Raw genomic sequence first — 18,989 nt, 5'->3', positions numbered from 1 at the left:
CCCACCGCTTGAGCGCAGGGGGAATTCCATGAACGGGAGATTGGCAGGCAAGGCGGCGCTCGTGACGGGTTCGGGCTCTGGCATCGGTCGTGCGACGGCGCTGCTGTTCGCGCGAGAGGGCGCGCGGGTGATCGTCTCCGACGTCAACGTCTCCGGAGCAGAGGAGACCGTGGCGGCCATCCAGAAGAAGGGAGGCGAGGCGCGCTTCATCCGCTGCGACGTCTCGAAGTCCACCGAGGTGGAGGCGCTCATTCGCGGTGCCGTGGAGGCGTTCGGGCGGCTGGACTGCGCCGTGAACAACGCGGGCATCTCCGGGGTCATCGGCCCCACGGGGGACTACCCCGAGGAGGCCTGGGATCGGGTCATCGCCACCAACCTCACGGGGGTGTGGCTGTGCATGAAGCAGGAGATCCAGCAGATGCTGAAGCAGGGGGGCGGATGCATCGCCAACACCGCCTCGGTGGCGGGGCTGGTGGGCTTCCCGATGGCTCCGGCGTACACGGCCGCCAAGCACGGCGTCGTGGGTCTCACGAAGACGGCCGCGTTGGAGTACGCGAAGGCGAACATCCGCATCAACGCCGTGTGTCCCGGGCTCGTCCGCACGCCCATGATCACGGACACCACCAGCAAGAATCCGCAGATAGAGCAGGCGCTGATCGCGGATGAGCCAGTGGGCCGTATGGCGGACCCGGAGGAGATCGCCGAGGCCCTGGTCTGGCTGTGCTCGGGCCCGGCCTCCTTCATCACGGGCGCCGCGCTCCCGGTGGACGGAGGAGTCGTCGCTCGCTAGGACCACGGAGCGGGCAATGCCCAATGCCTCGCATGCGCGGGCGCTAACCCGCCACCACGAGCCGCGTCCCCATCAGTCAGGGGGACGCGGTTTGCTTTGGGGGGAAGAACCAACTCGACGTCTTCCTCGAATCTTCACTTCCCCTTATGCGCACCTGGTCATCAAAAACAAATAATGATGACTCTCTCCTGAGCGGGATTACAACCACTCCATGAATACTCTCGTGGATCGCACCGCCGTGGTGACCGGCGCGGCCAGCGGTATTGGCAAGGCACTGGCGCACCGTCTCGCCGAGGAAGGCTGTCACCTGGCGCTCGTGGACATCAATGGAGAGGCGCTGGAGCGCGTCCGCGCCGGGTTGGCCCTCCCCGGTCGAAAAGTCTCTCTTCACGTCGCCAATGTCGCCGATCGGCCCCGCATGCTCGCACTGCCCGAGGAAGTGCTCGCCGCGCACGGGCATGTGCACCTGCTCGTCAACAACGCGGGGGTGTCGGTGGCGGGCCGGTTCGAGGACGTGTCGCTCGAGGATATGGATTGGATCTTCGGCGTGAACTTCTGGGGCGTGGTCCATGGATGCAAGGCCTTCCTGCCGCACCTGCGGCGCGAGCCCGAGGCGCACATCGTCAACCTGTGCAGTTCCTTCGGGCTGCTGGGCTTCGCCGGCAAGACGGGCTACAGCGCCACCAAGTTCGCGGTGCGCGGCTTCAGCGAGGCGCTCCGGGCCGAACTGATCGGCGGTTCGGTGGGCCTGACCGTCGTGTATCCCGGTGCGGTGGATACGAACATCGTGCGCGCGGGGAGAGCGGTGAGCGACGCGCAGCGCGAGGCCGAGGCGCGCTTCATCACCGGTCGCGCCATCCCGGCCTCGCGGGTCGCGAGCCGTATCGTCCGGGGCATCCAGCGCAAGTCCGCGCGGGTCCTGGTGGGACTCGATTATCATCTCATCGATTGGATGGCACGGCTGTCGCCAGAGCTGTCTCAGGAGGTGACCGCGAGGCTGTCCCAGCGCATGCCCTTCTGAGCAGGTGGAGTTGGGCGTCGTCGCGAGGCCTCGGAGGAAAACACGTCCCTTGCTGCTCAGGCATCGTGCTACCGTATCCGCCTTTTCCCTGGTGTCCACGGAATCGGGGCCGGCCCACCCCTCTACCGTCGAGAAGGAGTTCATCGATGTCCGCCCAGCAGACGAACCCGAATGAGAACCGGCCCGAGGTGCCGTTCAATCCCTACGCGCCCGGGTATGACGTGAATCCCCATCCCGCGCTCGAGAAGCTGCGAGCGGAGGCGCCGATCTTCTACTGGGAGCAGGGGCGCTGCTGGGTCCTCAGCCGGTATGAGGATGGCGTCACCGTGCTCCGCGATGACAAGCGTTTCTCACCCAACCGGGACGATTGGGAGTTCGCCTCGGTGCTGGGCGCCGACGCGCTCATTCCCGAGATGGAGGAGTTGAACAAGAACGGGCTGTTCGCCCTGAACGAGGGGGGCCATGCCCGTGTGCGCAGGCTCGTCAGCCCGGCGTTCACTCCGCGCGCCACCGAGCGGCTGCGTCCGGAGATCCAGGCCATCACCGATGAGGTCCTCGACACCCTGGCGGCCAAGGGCCGGCTGGACATGGTCAAGGAATTCTCGGAGCGCATCCCGGCGCGGGTCATCGGCTCCATGCTGAAGATCCCCCAGGGGCACGAGGAGCAGTTCCTGGAGTTCACCAACGCGGTGGCCAAGAGCGTCTTCGCCGGCGCGCTCGCGCCCGAGGAGCTGGCGCCCCTGCGCCGGCAGATCCACGAGGGGATTGTCCTGGTGACGGAGACGATCGACGACCGGCGCCGCAACCCGCTGGAGAACGACATCCTGACGACGCTCATCCAGACGGAGGAGCAGGGAGACAAGCTCAACAAGCAGGAGCTGCTCGCGCTGGTGTCCTCACTCATCGTGGGAGGCTTCGAAACCACCGTCCACCTGGTGTCCTTCTGCGTGTACAACCTGTTGCAGCAGCCCGGGGTGTTGGCCGAGGTGAAAAGCAAGCCCGAGCTGATCAAGAACCTGGTCGAGGAGGTCCTGCGCTTCGACTACTTCGTGAAGATGGGGGCCGCCCGCTACGCCAGGGAAGACGTGGAGCTGGGGGGAATGCACATCAAGAAGGGGCAGATGCTGCTGGTGCTGCTCGGCAGCGTGCTGCGCGACGAACGCGCGTTCGACAAGGCCCATGTCTTCGATCTCCAGCGCAACGCGAACGTGAGCATCGCGTTCGGACACGGGGCGCACTTCTGCCTCGGGGCGAACCTGGCCCGGCTCATGGTGCAGATCGCCATGGGAAGCTTGGTGCGCCGCTTCCCGGAGATGCGGCTCGTGAAGCAGCCCTCGTTCGGGCCGCACTCCCTCATGCGCAAGATGGAAGAACTCGAGGTCGACCTGGGCTCGCCCTCGGCGTGAGGTCAGCGCCCCAGGCGCTGCCCGGCGCGCACCACGGACGTCGGGTAGAACGTCCCCCGCCAGAAGATGCCCCCGCGCACGCGCGCCAGCACGGCCGAGCGGAGCGAGACCCAAGCGGTCGGCAGGGCGCCCAGGAAGAGCAGGGGCGCGGGCCCTCGGGAAAAGCCCGCCCAGCCACTGAAAGCCCAGGCCATCCCGGCTCCCAGCGCCCAGGTCGCTCCTCCCAGGAGCACGAGCGCCGGGCGTCCCGAGAGCACTCCCGCGAGAAACCCGCACTCGAGCACCACCAGCAGCAGGTTGCCCAGGATGAGCGCGGAGAAGGGAGAGGACGCACCGCTCTTCTCCATGGCCTGGGAGAAGGCGCCGAGAGAGGGGTAGAACTCGAGGCTCACGCTGTTGCGGCCGTTGAGCACGGCCTGCTTCGCGCCAGAGCGCTTGAGCATCGTTCCGAACATGACGTCGTCGGCGATCTCCATCTTCAGCCACTCCAGCCCGGGGGTGCGCTCCAGGGCCGAGCGGCGCACGAGGTTGAAGGCTCCAATTCCCATGCTGGCGGACGAGCGTGGATCGGACACCTCCCACATCCGGGTTCTCACGCACACGAGCCGGAACAGGGCGCTGAACGTCATCTGCAGCAGGAAGCCGGAGCAGGTAATCTGGGGCAACACGGTGACATGGTCGAGCCCCTCGTGCTCCGCGTGGGCGATGATCTTCTCCAGGGCGCCCGGGGCCAGGTGGACATCCGCGTCGCTGAAGAGGACCCACTCGCCGCTCGCGCGTTCCAGCCCCCGCTGCAGGGCGTGGACCTTCCCGAGCCAGCCCTCCGGCAGGTGCTCGACGTGCACCACCTGGAGTCGGGGCTCGGTCCGGGCGAACTGGTCGGCGATGGCTCCCGTCGCATCCGTCGAGCGGTCATCCACCAGCACCATCTCGAGCTCCGGGTAGGTGTTCCCCAGCTTGGAGCGCATGGCGGACTCCAACGTGCGCTCCTCGTCGCGCGCGGGCATGACCAGCGACACCCGAGGCCACCGCGCGGGCGGCGGCGCATTCAACCGCTCGATCTGGGGCATGGCACGCATGACCCGGAGCAGCTGAACGGCCATGTTGAGCGAATAGAGGGCACTGACCGCGGTGAGGAGCAGGAGGAAGATGAACATGGTTTCCTCGGGAGTGGTTCTCCCTGAGCCTGCCCCAGAACGGGCCGGGCCCGGGCCGAGGTAGTAACGCAGGAACGTGCGCTGCGTCGACTGTCCGTTTCTCGAAGCCCCGACGGACGTCACGCGCCACAGGTGCCCCGTCCAGGGAATGCTCCGTGCCCATGAATGCAATGCGTGCATGGGGAGTGGCAGGGCTGCTGGGCAGTGGATTCCTGGGATGCACCCACGCGGAGACCGCACCCGCGACCCGGGTGACGACGGCGACGGGGACGGTGGAGTTGCCAGCTCCGTACACCACGGACTCGGTGCGCCAGTTCAGCAAGGTCGTGGGCTGGCCCGAGGGGAAGGCTCCAGTGGCCGAGGGCTTCACGGTGAGCCGCTACGCCACCGGGCTCGTCAGCCCGCGCAACCTCTACGTCACGCCCAATGGGGACGTGCTGGTGGCCGAGGCCAACACCGAGCTGCGCGGCTTGATGAAGCTCGGCGCGAAGCTGGTGGGCTATTCCGCCTCCCAGCGCACCGGGCCCAGCGCCAACCGCATCACGCTGCTGCGCGACGCGGACCACGACGGCGTACCGGAGACGCGCACGGTGTTCCTGTCTGGCCTGAACCAGCCCTTCGGCATGTGGGTGCTGGGAGACTCCTTCTACGTGGCCAACACGGATGCGCTCTGGCGCTACCCCTACCGGCCCGGGGACACCGCCATCACCGGCGAGGGAAAGAAGATCCTCGAGCTGCCCGCGGGCGGCTACAACAACCACTGGACGCGCAACCTCCTGGGCAACCCGGAGGGGACGAAGCTCTACGTGTCGGTGGGCTCGGGCAGCAACGTGGGGGAGCACGGCCTCTCCAACGAGGTCCGCCGCGCCAACGTGCTGGAGCTCAATCCGGATGGCTCGGGCGAGCGCATCTACGCCAGTGGCCTGCGCAACCCCGTGGGCCTGCGCTTCGCACCGGGCACGCGCGTGCTGTGGACCGCGGTGAACGAGCGAGACGAGCTGGGTGACGAGCTGGTGCCCGACTACCTCACCCACGTGGAGGACGGGGGCTTCTACGGCTGGCCCTTCAGCTACTTCGGTGCCCACCTCGACCCGCGCGTGAAGGAGCAGGACCCCGAGCGCGTGAAGCGCGCGCTCGTGCCGGACGTGCCGCTGGGCTCGCACACCGCCAGCCTGGGGCTCGCCTTCAACGAGGGGACGATGTTCCCCGAGCGCTTCCGCGGCGGGGCCTTCATCGGCCAGCACGGCTCGTGGAACCGCTCGAAGCTCTCCGGCTACCAGGTGGTCTTCGTTCCGTTCTCCAATGGCCAGCCCACCGGAGCGCCCGAGCCGTTCCTCACGGGCTTCATCCAGGACGTGGACAAGCGCGAGGTGCACGGCCGGCCCGTGGGCGTGACCTTCCTGCCGGATGGCGCACTCCTGGTGGCGGACGATGCCGGCGACACCGTGTGGCGGGTGAGCCGATAACCCACGCGAGAGGCCGAGGTCGGCGCGACCTTGACGCGGGGCGACGTGCCGGTGGTACTCGAAACGATGAAGATCACGCCACGTCGTCCCGGTCGTCTCGCCCGAGGAAAAGGAAGCCGCATGAGTGAAGCGACTGAGGAAGCGCGCTACAGGCGCATCAGCCGGGTCTCGCTGGGAGATGTCGTCCACCGGTCGGCGCTGCGCTGGCCGGAGAAGACGGCGCTCGTCGACGGGGCGCTCGAGTTCTCCTATACGGAGCTCGACCGGCGTTCGAGCGCGTTCGCGCACTACCTGCTCGCGCAAGGCCTCCCCCAGGGCGCGCGCATCGCCATGCTCTGCGGTAACTCCGCGCAGATGGTCACCGCGTTCATTGGCATCTACAAGGCGGGCCTCGTCTGGGTGCCGATCAACACCGGCCTCGCCGTGGATGCCGTCCGCTACATCCTCGAGCATGCCGGGGCGACGCACGTCGTCATCGACACCGAGTTCCTCGCGAAACCGGAGCTGCGGGCGATGCTCGACGCGCTCGGCACCCGGATCATCGTCTGTGTCCCCGAGGGGCAGGCCTCGCCGGGCAGGGACACGACCGCCTTCCTCGACACGCTCAAGGACCAGCACGACACCCCGCCGGAGGTGGACATCGAGAGCGGCCAGCTCGCCCAGCTCATGTACACGAGTGGAACCACCGGTCAGCAGAAGGGGGTCATGCACTCGCACGCGTCGGTGCACGCGGCGCTCAGCGGAAACCTGTTCGAGCTGGGGCTGCGGCCGAGCGACTCGGCCCTCTGCGTGCTCCCGATGTTCCACTGCGCGCAGCACGCCGTCTCGATGTCCTTCCTGCTCGCCGGCGCGACCATCGTCGTGCGGCGCGCCTTCGAGCCGGGCGCGATGCTCGCGACCATCGAGCAGCGCGGCATCACGTTCCTGATGGGCCTGCCGATCATGTACGCCGCGATGCTCGCGCACCCGGCACGTCCGACGACGAAGCTGTCCAGCCTGCGCCTGTGCCTCTACGTCATGGCACCGATGGCGCGCACGTTGCTCGTGGAGCTCATCGAGAAATTCTGCCCGGGAGGCTTCGCGCTCGCGTCGGGGCAGACGGAGATGTACCCGGCGACGACCCTGTTCAAGCCGGAGCAGCAGCTCAAGCGGTTCGGTTCCTACTGGGGCGACTCGGTCGTGACGAACGAGACGGCCATCATGGACGACGAAGGCCAGCTGCTCGGGCGCGGCGAAGTGGGAGAAATCGTCCATCGCGGGCCGAACGTGATGCTGGGCTACTACAAGGACCCGGAGGCGACCGCGCGCTCACGCGCGTTCGGCTGGCACCACACCGGTGACCTCGGCATGTTCGACGCCGACGGCCAGCTCCTCTTCGTGGACCGCAAGAAGGACATGATCAAGACCGGCGGCGAGAACGTCCCGTCCATCAAGGTCGAGGAGGTGCTCCTGCGTCACCCCGCTGTCCTCCAGGTCGCGATCGTGGGCCTGCCGCACCCGCGCTGGGCCGAGGCGGTCACCGGCTTCGTCGTGCTCAAGCCCGGCGCCTCCGCGACCGAGGCGGAAATCCTCGCCCACTGCCGCCAGCACCTCGGTGGGTTCGAGGTGCCGAAGTCCATCGTCCTGCTCGGGGCGATGCCGCAGACGACCACCGGCAAGGCGCAGAAGTTCGTGCTCCGGCAACGGTACGAACGGCACTACGCGGAACAGCCGTGACGTAGGAGGGGCCGGTCCTGACCCGTCAGGACCGGCCCGCTCGATTCGGCCAGCTCTCGTGGCTGGAGGCCCCCTCCCCGCTCGAGTCTACCGGTCGCCCGTCCAGCTGTTCCCGCCGCCGTCCTTGAACGAGAACGTCCCGGTCGAGACCTCGTCCTTCGAGAACAGGTTTCCGGAGTTCGCCCGCTGGCCGGTGATGCTCGAGTTCTTGAGGGTGATGGAACCCGTGGTGGCGATCTTCCCGCTCAACGGGCCAGGCGGTGCCTTGTGAGAGTCATTGGCCACCATTCCCAACTCGCCTGATTTGTCCATGACGATACGGACGCCGTCGAACTCGGTGTCCTCGATCCGCTGCCCCTGCGTGGTCTGAACCAGGACTCCGTAATGAACGGGATCGATGATATCGATGTCCTTCAAACGGATGCCTTGAAAGCGGATGGGAGAGTACGGCTCGGCCGGAGAGTACGGGTTGGCGGCGAACAACCAGACCGCGCCCCACTTGCGCCGCGCGGTTTCGTCTCCCTGCGCTCCGTCGTCGTCCCACCACATGTCTCCTCCGCAGCGCTCCACCGTCATGTTCTGAAAGGTGGTGAGCCCGGAGAACTCATGCTGGGGCGCGAACTCGTTGTCCACGGTAATGCCCGGGTAGCGCAGGGTGTCATAGACAACCGAGTCCTTGACCACGTTGTCATGGCCGCCGTAGACCGCGAAACCGGCCGCCCGCCAGATGAGTCCCGCGGTGCAGCGCTCGATGACGTTGCCCTGATCGGGGCCCTCGGGCTGGTGCACCCAGGGCGTGTCTCCAATGGGCGACTTGTCCCAGGTAATGGCGGACCACATGGCGAAGGCATCGTCGCCGTTGTTTCGCGCCGTGCAGTTCACGATCCGTGAGTTCGTGGTTCCGTTGCAGAGGTTGATGCCATCCGCCAGGGTATTGCGGAACCGACTGTCCTCCCACAGCATGTTGTTGCCACCCTCGACCCAGCCCCCCACGATCATCCGCTCGATCCACAGCCGCTTGAAGGCCGCGTTGTTGTGCATGTAGCGGTCGAAGGCGCGCCCTACCCCGTCATAGCTGTCCCACGGCCAGTTGCCGAGATCGGCCGCGGCCTTGTTGTAGCGAGCCGTCCGGTTGCGCCAGGTTCCGAAGATGGCGAAGTCCTGGAAGGTGATGTTGTCGCCGCTCAGGCGGAACCCGAACTCGTAGTTGTAGCCCACCTGCTGCGGGGGAGGCGGCACGAAGCGCGTGTACCACATGCCAGCGCCCTGGACGGTCAGGCCGGCGGGAACGTAGACCTTGGGGACCGCCGGATTCACGTGCGACATCACGTAGTCGCCAGGCGGGAGGAAGATGCCAGGTTTGCCGCCGGCCACGGCGTCCTGAAGGGCCCGCACCACCGCGGCCTCGGTGAATTCGCTCACGACGACGTAGTCCGCCGGGGCGGAGAGGGGCGCCGGCACGAGCTCGAGGTCCATGAAGTCGATGGTGACGGGGAGTTGCGCGGAGGCATCCGGCGAGACGATCTTCACCACATCGCCCTCCTTGATGGTCTCCCTGCCGTCGGTCGCCAGCAGCACGTGCGCCTCGTCGTAGATATGGTGCGCCGAGGTCCAAGGCAGCCGCAGGCCAAAACCCTCGTCGCTGGTGCTCGGGTTCTGGGGGAGCTCGTCCACCTGTTGGCGCGGCAAGGCGTTGTGCGTCCCGGTGTTGTTCGGGCCGGTGTAGAGCCAGGCGAAATCCGAGTTCACCGTGAGCGTGGCGACCTTCGCGTCATTCACGTACACATCCAAATGGGCCTCTTTCTCGTCTGGCACGCTGTAGCGCACCAGGACGGAGTTGGCCTTCACGCGGCTCGTCCACGCGACCGCGTCGGTGGGGCCATGCAGTGTCACCGCCTCGCGGCCCGAGGCCTCGCCGGAGAGCGTGCCTTCCCGCCACTGGCCACTGGTGGTCCGCTCGAGCGTGGCGCCACCGGAGGAAGCGCCCGCCTCGGCCTCGTACTCGTCCCAGGGAACGGCGGCGCCGCGAGGGACTGGGGCCTCGCCAGGGTTGTCGTCAGGGTTGTCGCGGCAAGCGGCGAGCAGAAGGGATGCGCAGATGGAGACGAGGATCGGACGAATCATCGTTTGCTGGTTCCTCTTCGAGACGTGAAGTTTCACAGTATACACACGGACGAACACGTCGAAGTCGAGGTGCTTTCCGGGAGGAACACGTGTCCAACGATTCCCTCTACGCCCTTGTCCCCGCCTCGCGGCGTGACGCCGTGGCGGCGGCCATCCGCGAGACATTTGGGAGCGGGGAGTCCGTCGTCCTGACCCCGCTTCACGGGGGCTACTCCGGGGCGCCCGTGATCAAGCTCACCGTCGCGGGCAAGCCCCACGTGCTGCGGGTCATCCACGCGCCCTCCCCGCTCAATGACCCCAAGCGCCACTTCGCCTGCATGACGGCCGCCGCCGACCAGGGCCTCGCGCCCCCCATGCTCTTCGCGGATGAATCGACACCCAACCCGTCCGCCCCGTGCTCGACACGGACGACGGCCTCGAGCGGTTCGGCGAGATGCTGCGCCGCCTCCATGCCGGCCCCGCGTTCCCCGTCTTCATGGATGGGCTCCAGATGATCCACGGGGGCGTGGGGGCCCTGCGCGGGGCGAGGTTCCCCATCCCCGAGCTCATCGAGACCTTCCTCACCCGATTCGAGGCCGTCCAGGCGGCGCTGCGGCCCCACCTGACGCTCGCGCCGTGCCACAACGACCTCAACCCCAACAACCTGCTCTTCGATGGCGCCCGGCTGTGGCTCATCGACTGGGAGACGGCGTGCATGGGGGAGCCGTTCCTCGACCTGACCACGGCGATGCTCTGGTTCGACTTCCCTCCCGCGCGGGAAGAGCTCCTGCTGCGCGCCTATTGGGGCGCGGAGCCCACCGCCTGGCAGCGGGCCAGGCTGGAGCTGATGCGGCAGGTGTCGCGGTGCTTCTACGCCGTCGTCTTCCTGCTGCTCGCGCTCCAGAACGGGCAGCAGCCGCCCGCCACCCTACCCCGACGCGAGGAGCTGCCTTCCTGGTCCGAGACGCGGCGCGCCCTGGGCACGGGAACCCTCGCGGCCCAGGGCGTGGAGTACCGCTTCCAGCTCAGCCTCATCCTCGCCCGGGATGGGCTCGAGGCCATGGAGCAGCCGGAGTTCGCCCGGGCGCTCCAGCTCCTGGAGATGGCTCTTCCGCCTGGCTGATCGAACCCGACAAGAGCTACCGCACCTCGAGTTCGCTCGGAATGGAGGCGTGTAGTTCCAGGCGCTCGCCCGTGAGCGGATGCACGAAGCACAGCCGCTCCGCGTGCAGCAGGTAGCCGACATCCCCGAGCAGTCCCGGATGCTCGGCGCGCGGCACGCCTCCCACCGCGTAGACGGGATCTCCCTCGAGCGGATGCCCGATGAAGGCCAGATGGATGCGGATCTGCTGGGAGCGGCCCGTCTGGATGTCCACCTCGAAGAGGGTGCTCGCCGCGCGCCGCTGGAGCACGCGCGCCAGGCTTCGGGACGCCTTCCCGCCAGGCATCGCCATGGGGACCATGCCCATGCCCGGATGCACCGCCTCGCCGATGGGCGCGGTGATGTCGTAGCGCTCCTGGGTGGCCACGCCACCCGACAGGGCCCGGTAGCGCTTCTCCACCTCGTGCTCGCGCCAGGCGCGCGACAGCTTCGCCGCCGCGTCGTGCGTGCGCGCGAAGAGCACCAGGCCCGAGGTCCCACGTCCCAGCCGATGCAGGGGACTCGCCTCTGGAAAGCGCTCCCGCACGAGGAAGAGCAGGGTGTTCACCAGGAAGCCTCCACCCGGCACCGTGGGCAGGCCGCCCGGCTTGATGACCGCCAGGAGCGCCTCGTCCTCGTGCACGAGCGAGTAGTCGCGCGGCGTCTCCTTCTCCTCCCAGGGGGGCCGGTTCCAGACGAGCCACTGGCCGGCTTTCAGACGCTCCTCACCCGTCGCGGGGATGTCATCCAACAGGACCTCGCCCCGGGAGAGCCGCTCCCGCCACACCTCCAGCGGGGAGTGCCGGTAGGCGGCGACCAGATAGGCGAGTGTGCTCTGTCCTCGTGCCCGGGCGCCCAACTGTTCGCGGTAGGCATAGCCCGTGTTGAGTGTCATGCCGCTACGCCCCCTCGAAGAGGGGGATGAACTCCCGGGAGACGCGCTTCTCGCGCGGACCGTGCGTGATGTCGCTCATGGTGTGGTGGGAGAGCATAGACGAACTCCCAGGAGGAACTGGCACCGACACCGCCAAAGTCCCCCCGCCTCCACGTTCACGGGCAATCTGCGACTGACACCCTGAGTCAGCGCCTGGGGCGACGGGCGCCCCTGCCCCGCCCCGTTCGTCCTCCGCCGCCCGTGTCGCGCGCCGCCTCGAGCTCGTCGGGCATCCATGGCATGTCGAGCAGTTCCTGCAAGTCGAGCAGCGAATCGGCGCGCACGGCGCCACGCCGGCCCCGGCCCACGATGAAGCGCACCGGCCGATCGAACAACGGAAGCTCCTCCTCCACGAGCGTGCGCGCGAGCTTCTCCGGCAGGTGGAGCCGAACCACCCCGACGGGCGCCCCCTCCTCGTCCTGCTCCACCTCGTAGTCCAGCTCCACCTCTTAACGACTGAGCAAGCGGGAGGCCCCCCCGACGGGCTGGTCACGCTCTCGTGAACGGCTCGGGCCCACCAGCCGCCTTCGGCAACGGCCTTTGTCGACTCCCGCTGGCCCTTCGAGGGAACTCGACGAAGAAGGTCGTCCCCACCCCAGGCTCGCTTTCCAGCCAGATTCGCCCGGCATGTGCCAGGACGATCTGCCGCGCGATGAAGAGCCCGAGGCCGAACCCACCGTAGTTGTGCGAGGCCGCGCGTTCAAAAACCTCGAAGATCCTCGTCTGGTCCTCCTTGGGAATCCCGAGCCCGCGATCTTCGACCCGCAGCAGCGCCTTGTCTTCCTCGCTCCACACCTTCATCCGGATGGGGCCATGCGCTCCGTACTTCATGGCATTGGTCAGCAGGTTCATCACGACCTGCTCGAGGCGAAGCCTGTCCCACTCTCCAACCACCGGTAGCTCGAGCTCCAGCTCGAGCGTGCAACCGGCATTCTCGACCTGCTCGGCGAGTCGCTCCGCGACCTCTCGCGCGACGGCGGCGAGGTCTGTCTCTTCCACGTGCAGCTCGAGCCGCCCGGTATTGATACGGGAGACGTCGAGGAGTTGATCGACCAGTTGCCCCAAGCGCTTCATCTGGTCACTGAAGGTGGCGAGCATGCTCGACACCTTGCAGCCGAGCCGTGGCTCCAGGGGTTGATGGGCGAGGGCGAGTTCCACCTGGCGGGCGCGCAGCTTCATGGAGGTGAGGGGGGTCTTGAGTTCGTGCGAGGCGATCGACAGGAATTCATCCCTCACGCGAATGGACTCCTGGGCTTTGCGATAGAGCAGGGCATTGTCGATGGCGAAGGCCGCTCGGCGTCCCAGCTCCTCCGCCAGGGCCAGGTCGGCCGGGCCATGGACCCGGCTCGACCGCGTGGAGAGCAGCGACAGCACGCCGAGGCAGCGCCCCCTCGCCCAGAGCGGCACGCAGATGGAGGGTTTCCCCTCCAGTGCCTTCAGTGCGTTCCACCGCGCCTCCTCCGGAATGGGCTGCCCCAGCAGCCCGGGCCTTCCCGGGAAGGCCTCCGGCTGGCCGGAGCAGATCACCTGGTGAGGGCCGGTCGAAGCGTTGGCATCCAGGGGATGGTGATGGAGGAATTCGCGCACGCGCTCGGCTCGAGCTGGGAGGACATCGGCCACCGCCATCGGCCGGCGCTGCCCACTCTCGTGGAGCGCGAAGACGATGCACAGCTCCGCCAGCTGGGGCACCGCGAGCCCGGCGATGCGCTGGAAGGTGGTTTCGTAGTCGAGCGAGGCCACCAACTCCCTGCTGGCCTCGGCCAGGAAACGCTCCGCCACTTCCATCCGCTTTCGCTCGGTGATGTCCGTGGAGATGCCGCAGAGCGCGTGGGGGGTCTCGGCCGCGTCCGCGAGGGGAAACTTGACGGAGAGGTACGTATGCGGGCCATCGCCCTGGAGCACCACCTCCTCCCATTCCAGCGGCCTGCCCGCTTCGAGCACATCGAGGTCATGGGCGCGGAACTGCTCCGCCTGCTCCTTGGGGAAGACCTCGTCGTCGCTCTTGCCGATGAGCTGTTCCGCCTTGACCCCGAGGAGACTCTCGAAGCGCCGGTTGACCAGGAGGAAGCGTCCCTGGGTGTCCTTGATGGAGACGAGCGCGGGAGTGTTGTCGATGATCGACTGGAGCTGGTGCTGGCTTCTGCGCAGCGTCTCCTCCGCCTCCTTGATGTCGGTCACGTCACTGACGACGGCGACCCCTCCTCGCAGGGTGCCCTGGTCGTCCTTGAGCGGGCGGGCGCTCACGAGCAGCCACGTCCCCTCCGGCTTCGAGGGGTGGCGCATGAAGAGTTCCACCCTGTCCACGGCCTCGCCCCGGATGGCCCGGGCGAGCGGCAGCTCCGCGGAGGGATGGAGAGTGACCTGGTCGTGCAGGTAGAAGCCGTAGTGCTCCGACCATTGTCCGAGGGGCGTGTCGGTCACACCGATTCCCAGGACCTGTTCCGCCGCCGGGTTGAAGAGCACGAACTGTCCGTGCTCGTCCGCGACCACCACTCCTTCTCCCATGTTCGTGAGGATGGACTGGAGGAGTTGTCTCTCGGCGTGGAGCGCCTGCTCCGAGCGGGCCAACGCCGCTGCCCGCTCCGAGGCGGCTGCCTCCGCCCGCTCGCGCTCCCTGCTCTCCTCCTGCACATCGGAATAGAGCCTGGCATTCTCCAGGGAGATGGCGGCCTGGGCGGCCAGCAGATCGAGCGTCGCCATCCGGTCCGCGGAGAAGGCATTGCTCGCCAGGTTGTTCTCCAGGTACAGCAGCGCCACCAGCTCTCCCTGCCTCAAGATGGGCAGGCACAGCGCGGAGCGAGGCAACCTCGAAGCGCCGGAGCCATCCGCGCCGAACAGCCCCGGGGTGGACGAGTCCCCCAGGATGACTCGCTCCCGGGTCCGCTTCACATAGTTGATGACGGCTTGGGGCGGCGCCTGGGCCGAGGGCTCCGGAGGGAAGAGCCGGACCACGACCTCCTCCGTGTCGAGCCGCGCCTCGGCGCTGATGGACAGGTCCTCTCCCCGGCGCAGCATCAGCAAGCCCCTCTGGGCACCCGCCTGCTCGAGCAGGACGCGCATCAGGGTCTCCAGGAGCCGCTCCAGCACGATTTCACCGGAGATGGCCTGCGAGGCCTTCATCACCGAGAGCAGGTCCAGTTGCTCCGGGCGCGCCACGACCGTGGCGGTGATGGGGAGCGCTGGCCGCCCCAGCAGGTCCGGGTAGCGCTCGTCGAGCTGCCGGACCTTCCCGTCGGCTCCCCAGCTCTCGTAGCAGGCTCGGGCCTTGCGCAGATAGGTGTGGGCGAAGTCCTCATATCCCCGCTGGAGATAGAACCGGGCGGCCAGCTCGTAGGAGAGGCCCTCGTTCTGGATGAAGCCATTGTCCCGTGCCGAGCGGATCGCTTCCTCGTACAGGCGCATGGCCTCCAGGTCCCGGCCAAGGAGGCGGGCGATCTCCGCCGACACCAGCGCATGGGTGTTGGAGAAGTTCTCCGGACAGTTCTCCGCCCACTCCTGGAGCTGCCGCTGGTGGGTGGCGAGCGTCTCCAGACAGCGCGCACGTTCATCGGGAGGAGCCTTGTCATGGGAGGCGGCCAGGGTGAGCGCGGCGTAGAAGTGGTAGTCGTGAACCTGGATGAGTCCGAGGACTGCCCACAGGAACTTCTTCGCCCGGGACGCCGCCACGAGTGCCTCCTCGTCATCGCCTGACATGAAGCAGGCCTGGAGCTTGAGGATGTGGTACAGGCAGGTCCTCATGCTCAGCCGGTTCTCTGTCCGCCGGACCTCGAATTCCTCCTGGTTGAAGCTCTCGTCCGTGAAGGTCGAGAAGCCCTGGGCGAGTCCTCGCATGTTCTGGATGAAGCACTGAATGTTGACGATGGTCTCGTCGAGATCCTGGAACCTGGCCTTGCGCACGTAGTCCAGCCGCTCCTCGGTCTCGCGGTAGACCTCGCTCAGAGGGACTCCCTGGGAGAGTTCCGCCGCGATGAAATTCTCGCAGCAATAACAGGCGATGGAGATGTCACCCGTCTCGGTGGCTGCCTGAAACGCTATCTGGAGATAGCCGAGATCCTCTCGGAGCGGACGGCTCCAGTGGGAGATGATCGCCATGGCGAGATTGACCTTGGCTTTGTATGCGAGGAAGTGGTGGGTGTCGACGAGGTCGCGGGCCAGCCGCCCGAAACGGTAGCCGTCCTGGTAGCGGTGGAAGGCGGAGCCAAGCATGAGGCCGAAATGGGCGTAGCCGTGGGGCGTGGCGTCGGTGGTGCCATGGTGAAGGCTGATATTCACCATGTGGCAGAGGTGGAGGTAGTACAGGTTGTGGTCCGTGAAGTAGGCCGGGGCGAACACGCTCGACAGCACCCTCATGGTGGTCTGTACCTCGGGGTCCGTCGTGAGGGGCAGACCGAGGAGGTCCTCGATGCGACGGCCGCCCAGGTTCGCCCAGACCTGCTCGTATTCCGCCTCGACCTCGCTCCAGTCCGGGTGGGGAGACAGGCGGAGGCCGAAGAGCGCGAGGCATTCCAGGGCAATGTCGACGGCCCTCGCGTTCTCCGCTTTCGTGACATGGAGTTCGATCAAGACGCGATAGACCGTGGCCTTGTCGGCCCGCGTCCTGGCCCGTTCGATGACCCCGGTGAGCAGCCGCTCCGCCTCTTCGGTGCCACCACTCAAGAACTCGCACTCCGCCAACTCCTCGTGCAACGCATACGCCAGCGCGTACTGCTCTTCCCAGCAGCGCCCGGAGAGCAGCGTCACGCCGGCGGACAGATACTTGAGGGCGGAGCGGTAGGCGGTGGAAGCCTTGGCCTTTCTTCCGGCCAGGAGGTTGAGCCCCGCGAGCCGCTCCTTCTCCTCGGGCGAGACGACTCCGGAGACACCGCGGTCGAGCTGGTTCACCACATCGAAGATCCTCTCTTCGATTTCCGCCGATGGGAGATGGGCCAGCAGCAGGCGGCCATTTCGCAGGTGCGCCGCGCTTCGTTGGTCCTCGGGGATGAGCGAATAAGCCGCCTGCTGGACCCGGTCGTGAAGGAATCGATAGGAATCCCCCATGCGCAGCATCAGCCCTTCCCGGACGGCTTCCCACATCTCCCGGTGGATCCCCTCCTCTGCTTGACCGCGAATCACCGCGAGCAGCCGCGCCTCGATGCGGTCGCCACTACTGGCGGCGAGCATCAGCACGTTCTGGGTTGTCACCGGGAGGCGCTTCAGCCTCGCCAGCATCAGCTCGACGACGTTGTCCGTATAGCTCTTGGCGCGGATCCGATCGATGTCCCACCGCCACGCCGCCGCCGCCCGCTCCAGCTCCACCAGACCCTCTTGATAGAGCATCGTCAGGAATTGGGTGACGAAGAAGGGGTTTCCCTGTGTCTTCTCCTGGATGAGCCGGGTCAGCGGGTAGGTATGAGATGGCTCCTGATGCAGGGTGTCGGCGACGAGCAGATTGAGGTGCTCGAGGGAGAGCGGCGAGAGGACGAGCTCGTTCACGACCGCCCCCGTCTCGCGGATTTCGCTCAAGGTCAGCATCAAGGGGTGGGAGGGACTGACCTCGTTGTCCCGGTAGGCGCCAATCACCAGGAGGTGCCGGGTCCCCGGGTGGGTGATGAGGTGTTTGAGCAGCTGGAGACTGGCGGCATCGGCCCACTGGAGATCATCCAGGAAAAGGGCCAACGGGTGCTCGCTCCGGGTGAACACTCCCAGGAACTTCTGGAAGATCCGATGGAAGCGGTGCCGCGCCTCGAGCAGCGGCAGCTGCTGGACGGGTGGCTGTCTGCCGATGATGAGCTCTATCTGGGGAACGACGTCGACGAGGAGCTGCCCATCGAGACCCACGGCCGACTGGAGCCGCCGTCTCCAGTCCGCGATCCGCTCTTCATCCTCGGTGAGGAGTTGCTGCACGAGTTCGCGGAAGGCCTGGGAGAGCGTGGCGTAGGGGGCGTCACGTTTGAACTGGTCGAACTTGCCCGAGAGGAAGCTCCCCCTCACCTTCACGAGGGGCCCGTACAGCTCGCGGACCAGCGAGGACTTTCCGATGCCGGGGCATCCCGAGACGAGCATCAGCTCGGGGGCTCCCCTGGAGACGACCCGCTCGAAGGCGTCCAACAGCGCGGCGACCTCCTCCTCGCGTCCGTAGAGCTTCTGCGGAATCTGGAAGCGCTCCGAGACATCATGGGCACCGAGTGGAAAGGGCACGAGGCAACCGTGCGCCTTCCACTGCTCGAGACACCTCTCCAGGTCGAACTTCAGGCCGAGCGCACTCTGGTAGCGCTCCTCGGCCATCTTGGACATCAGCTTGAGGACGATCTGGGAGAGCACCTCGGCAACCGCGGGGATGATGTCGGAGGGGCTCGGTGGAGGCCGGGCGATGTGGCAATGGATCCAGCCCAGGAGATCTTCGGCGTGGAAGGGCAAGGTGCCGGTGAGCATCTCGAAGAAGGTGACACCGAGCGAGTACAGGTCGCTGCGATAGTCGACGGCCCGGGCCATCCGTCCCGTCTGCTCGGGAGACAGGTAGGGCAGTGAGCCTTCGATGAGCCGGGGGTTCTGCAGTCCCTGGTATTCTCGGGGGAGAAGTGAGGCTCTTCCGAGGTCCGTGAGCTTCACCTCTCCCGTTTCGGGGTGGACGAGGATGTTGCCGGGCTTGATGTCCCTGTGAGCGACACCATGCCGATGGAGCTCGGCGAGGGCCCGGGTGATTCGGGTGGCGAGTTCGAGGAAGCGCCCGGGTTCCATGGGGGCGCCGAGGAAGTGCGCGAGGGGCTGGCCGCCAAAGTCTTCCAGGATCAGGACCAGCCGGTCCCGGCTGCGCTCCAGGGAATACGGCTTCACCGCCGCCGCGCCCCCTACCCGCATCCCCAGTTCATACTCACTTCTCAGCCGCTCGAGGTCTCGGAGGGCTGGGTGCTCGGTGCTGGGCATCTTGAGGATGACCGGCCGCCCATCCTGTTCCCGCAACGCGCGGAAGACGACGGTCGAGGCTCCTTCCCGGATCGTTTCGGTGACGGTGTATCCCTGGAGGACAGGCGTACCGAGAGGCATACCCAGACGTTAACCACTCTCCCGGAGCACCATGCCTCGCGATGGGGGTGGGCGAGCCATCGCCCTTCCCGCGTCGCCGCGGCCAGCGCGCGAGCGGTAGGCCGCCGGGCCGCCGCGGCAAGGGCGCGCTCGCGCGGGGTGTATCCTTCGAGCGCGCGGCCATGACGCTCGGCCAGGGCGGGAAGCTGCGTCCAGCGCCACGGCGAGCAGGAACGCGTCGTCGATGACGAGG

12 protein-coding genes are annotated in these 18,989 nt (G+C 67.1%); 7 read left to right on the top strand and 5 right to left on the bottom strand.

The window, feature by feature from the left end; translation table 11 throughout:
• Positions 1-28 precede the first annotated feature (28 nt).
• The 3 genes from D187_RS37850 to D187_RS37840 all read left to right on the top strand — a co-directional run bounded on the left by D187_RS37850 (position 29) and on the right by D187_RS37840 (position 3,217).
• The gene (locus D187_RS37850) at positions 29-790 is read left to right on the top strand and encodes an SDR family oxidoreductase (RefSeq protein ID WP_002627451.1); all 762 of its coding nucleotides are present in this window, start codon (positions 29-31) and stop codon (positions 788-790) included.
• A gap of 211 nt (positions 791-1,001) precedes the next feature.
• Positions 1,002-1,811 (top strand): SDR family NAD(P)-dependent oxidoreductase, encoded by an 810-nt coding sequence (locus D187_RS37845; protein WP_043433644.1) that lies wholly within the window; start codon positions 1,002-1,004, stop codon positions 1,809-1,811.
• Between the two features lie 146 nt (positions 1,812-1,957).
• Complete coding sequence (locus D187_RS37840; RefSeq protein WP_002627453.1) at positions 1,958-3,217, top strand: cytochrome P450; 1,260 nt, start codon at positions 1,958-1,960, stop codon at positions 3,215-3,217.
• A gap of 2 nt (positions 3,218-3,219) precedes the next feature.
• On the opposite strand, the gene D187_RS37835 is transcribed toward D187_RS37840, so the two are convergent.
• Positions 3,220-4,374, bottom strand: coding sequence for a glycosyltransferase family 2 protein (locus D187_RS37835; protein ID WP_002627454.1), 1,155 nt, complete (start codon positions 4,372-4,374; stop codon positions 3,220-3,222).
• A gap of 161 nt (positions 4,375-4,535) precedes the next feature.
• Here D187_RS37835 and D187_RS37830 point away from each other — a divergent pair, with 161 nt between their 5' ends.
• Positions 4,536-5,840 carry a PQQ-dependent sugar dehydrogenase gene (locus tag D187_RS37830; RefSeq protein ID WP_438356973.1) on the top strand — a complete coding sequence of 435 codons (1,305 nt, stop codon included), beginning with the start codon at positions 4,536-4,538 and terminating at the stop codon, positions 5,838-5,840.
• 120 nt (positions 5,841-5,960) lie between these two features.
• Positions 5,961-7,556 (top strand): AMP-binding protein, encoded by a 1,596-nt coding sequence (locus D187_RS37825; protein ID WP_020918539.1) that lies wholly within the window; start codon positions 5,961-5,963, stop codon positions 7,554-7,556.
• Between the two features lie 87 nt (positions 7,557-7,643).
• On the opposite strand, the gene D187_RS37820 is transcribed toward D187_RS37825, so the two are convergent.
• Complete coding sequence (locus tag D187_RS37820) at positions 7,644-9,680, bottom strand: hypothetical protein (protein WP_002627457.1); 2,037 nt, start codon at positions 9,678-9,680, stop codon at positions 7,644-7,646.
• Positions 9,681-9,769: 89 nt separating this feature from the next.
• On the opposite strand from D187_RS37820, the gene D187_RS55895 reads away from it, so the two are divergent.
• On the top strand, positions 9,770-10,174 hold the full coding sequence (locus D187_RS55895; protein WP_155893881.1) for a protein kinase family protein: 405 nt from the start codon (positions 9,770-9,772) through the stop codon (positions 10,172-10,174).
• The gene (locus D187_RS37810) at positions 10,114-10,782 is read left to right on the top strand and encodes a phosphotransferase family protein (protein WP_043433638.1); all 669 of its coding nucleotides are present in this window, start codon (positions 10,114-10,116) and stop codon (positions 10,780-10,782) included. Before D187_RS55895 ends, D187_RS37810 begins: the two co-directional genes overlap by 61 nt.
• 16 nt (positions 10,783-10,798) lie before the next feature.
• Here the strand turns inward: D187_RS37810 and D187_RS37805 are convergent, their stop codons facing one another.
• From D187_RS37805 to D187_RS37795, 3 genes are all read right to left on the bottom strand, one after another.
• Positions 10,799-11,695, bottom strand: coding sequence for an RluA family pseudouridine synthase (locus tag D187_RS37805; protein ID WP_002627459.1), 897 nt, complete (start codon positions 11,693-11,695; stop codon positions 10,799-10,801).
• A gap of 185 nt (positions 11,696-11,880) precedes the next feature.
• Positions 11,881-12,180 (bottom strand): hypothetical protein, encoded by a 300-nt coding sequence (locus D187_RS37800; RefSeq protein ID WP_002627461.1) that lies wholly within the window; start codon positions 12,178-12,180, stop codon positions 11,881-11,883.
• A gap of 43 nt (positions 12,181-12,223) precedes the next feature.
• The gene (locus D187_RS37795) at positions 12,224-18,757 is read right to left on the bottom strand and encodes an AAA family ATPase (RefSeq protein ID WP_002627462.1); all 6,534 of its coding nucleotides are present in this window, start codon (positions 18,755-18,757) and stop codon (positions 12,224-12,226) included.
• Positions 18,758-18,989 lie beyond the last annotated feature (232 nt).

This window comes from Cystobacter fuscus DSM 2262, assembly GCF_000335475.2.
In the GTDB taxonomy this organism is placed as follows: Bacteria; Myxococcota; Myxococcia; order Myxococcales; family Myxococcaceae; genus Cystobacter; species Cystobacter fuscus.
Note: the sequence above shows the minus strand (reverse complement) of the source record. Positions and strands in the feature narration are given on the sequence as shown.

Excerpts from the sequence above, each read along its gene's own strand:
- D187_RS37830 (WP_438356973.1), top strand. The coding sequence starts at position 4,536 with ATGAATGCAATGCGTGCATGGGGAGTGGCAGGGCTGCTGGGCAGTGGA.
- D187_RS37805 (WP_002627459.1), bottom strand. The coding sequence starts at position 11,695 with ATGACACTCAACACGGGCTATGCCTACCGCGAACAGTTGGGCGCCCGG.
- D187_RS37845 (WP_043433644.1), top strand. The coding sequence starts at position 1,002 with ATGAATACTCTCGTGGATCGCACCGCCGTGGTGACCGGCGCGGCCAGC.
- D187_RS37820 (WP_002627457.1), bottom strand. The coding sequence starts at position 9,680 with ATGATTCGTCCGATCCTCGTCTCCATCTGCGCATCCCTTCTGCTCGCC.
- D187_RS37825 (WP_020918539.1), top strand. The coding sequence starts at position 5,961 with ATGAGTGAAGCGACTGAGGAAGCGCGCTACAGGCGCATCAGCCGGGTC.
- D187_RS37850 (WP_002627451.1), top strand. The coding sequence starts at position 29 with ATGAACGGGAGATTGGCAGGCAAGGCGGCGCTCGTGACGGGTTCGGGC.
- D187_RS37810 (WP_043433638.1), top strand. The coding sequence starts at position 10,114 with ATGCTGCGCCGCCTCCATGCCGGCCCCGCGTTCCCCGTCTTCATGGAT.
- D187_RS37795 (WP_002627462.1), bottom strand. The coding sequence starts at position 18,757 with ATGCCTCTCGGTACGCCTGTCCTCCAGGGATACACCGTCACCGAAACG.
- D187_RS37835 (WP_002627454.1), bottom strand. The coding sequence starts at position 4,374 with ATGTTCATCTTCCTCCTGCTCCTCACCGCGGTCAGTGCCCTCTATTCG.
- D187_RS37840 (WP_002627453.1), top strand. The coding sequence starts at position 1,958 with ATGTCCGCCCAGCAGACGAACCCGAATGAGAACCGGCCCGAGGTGCCG.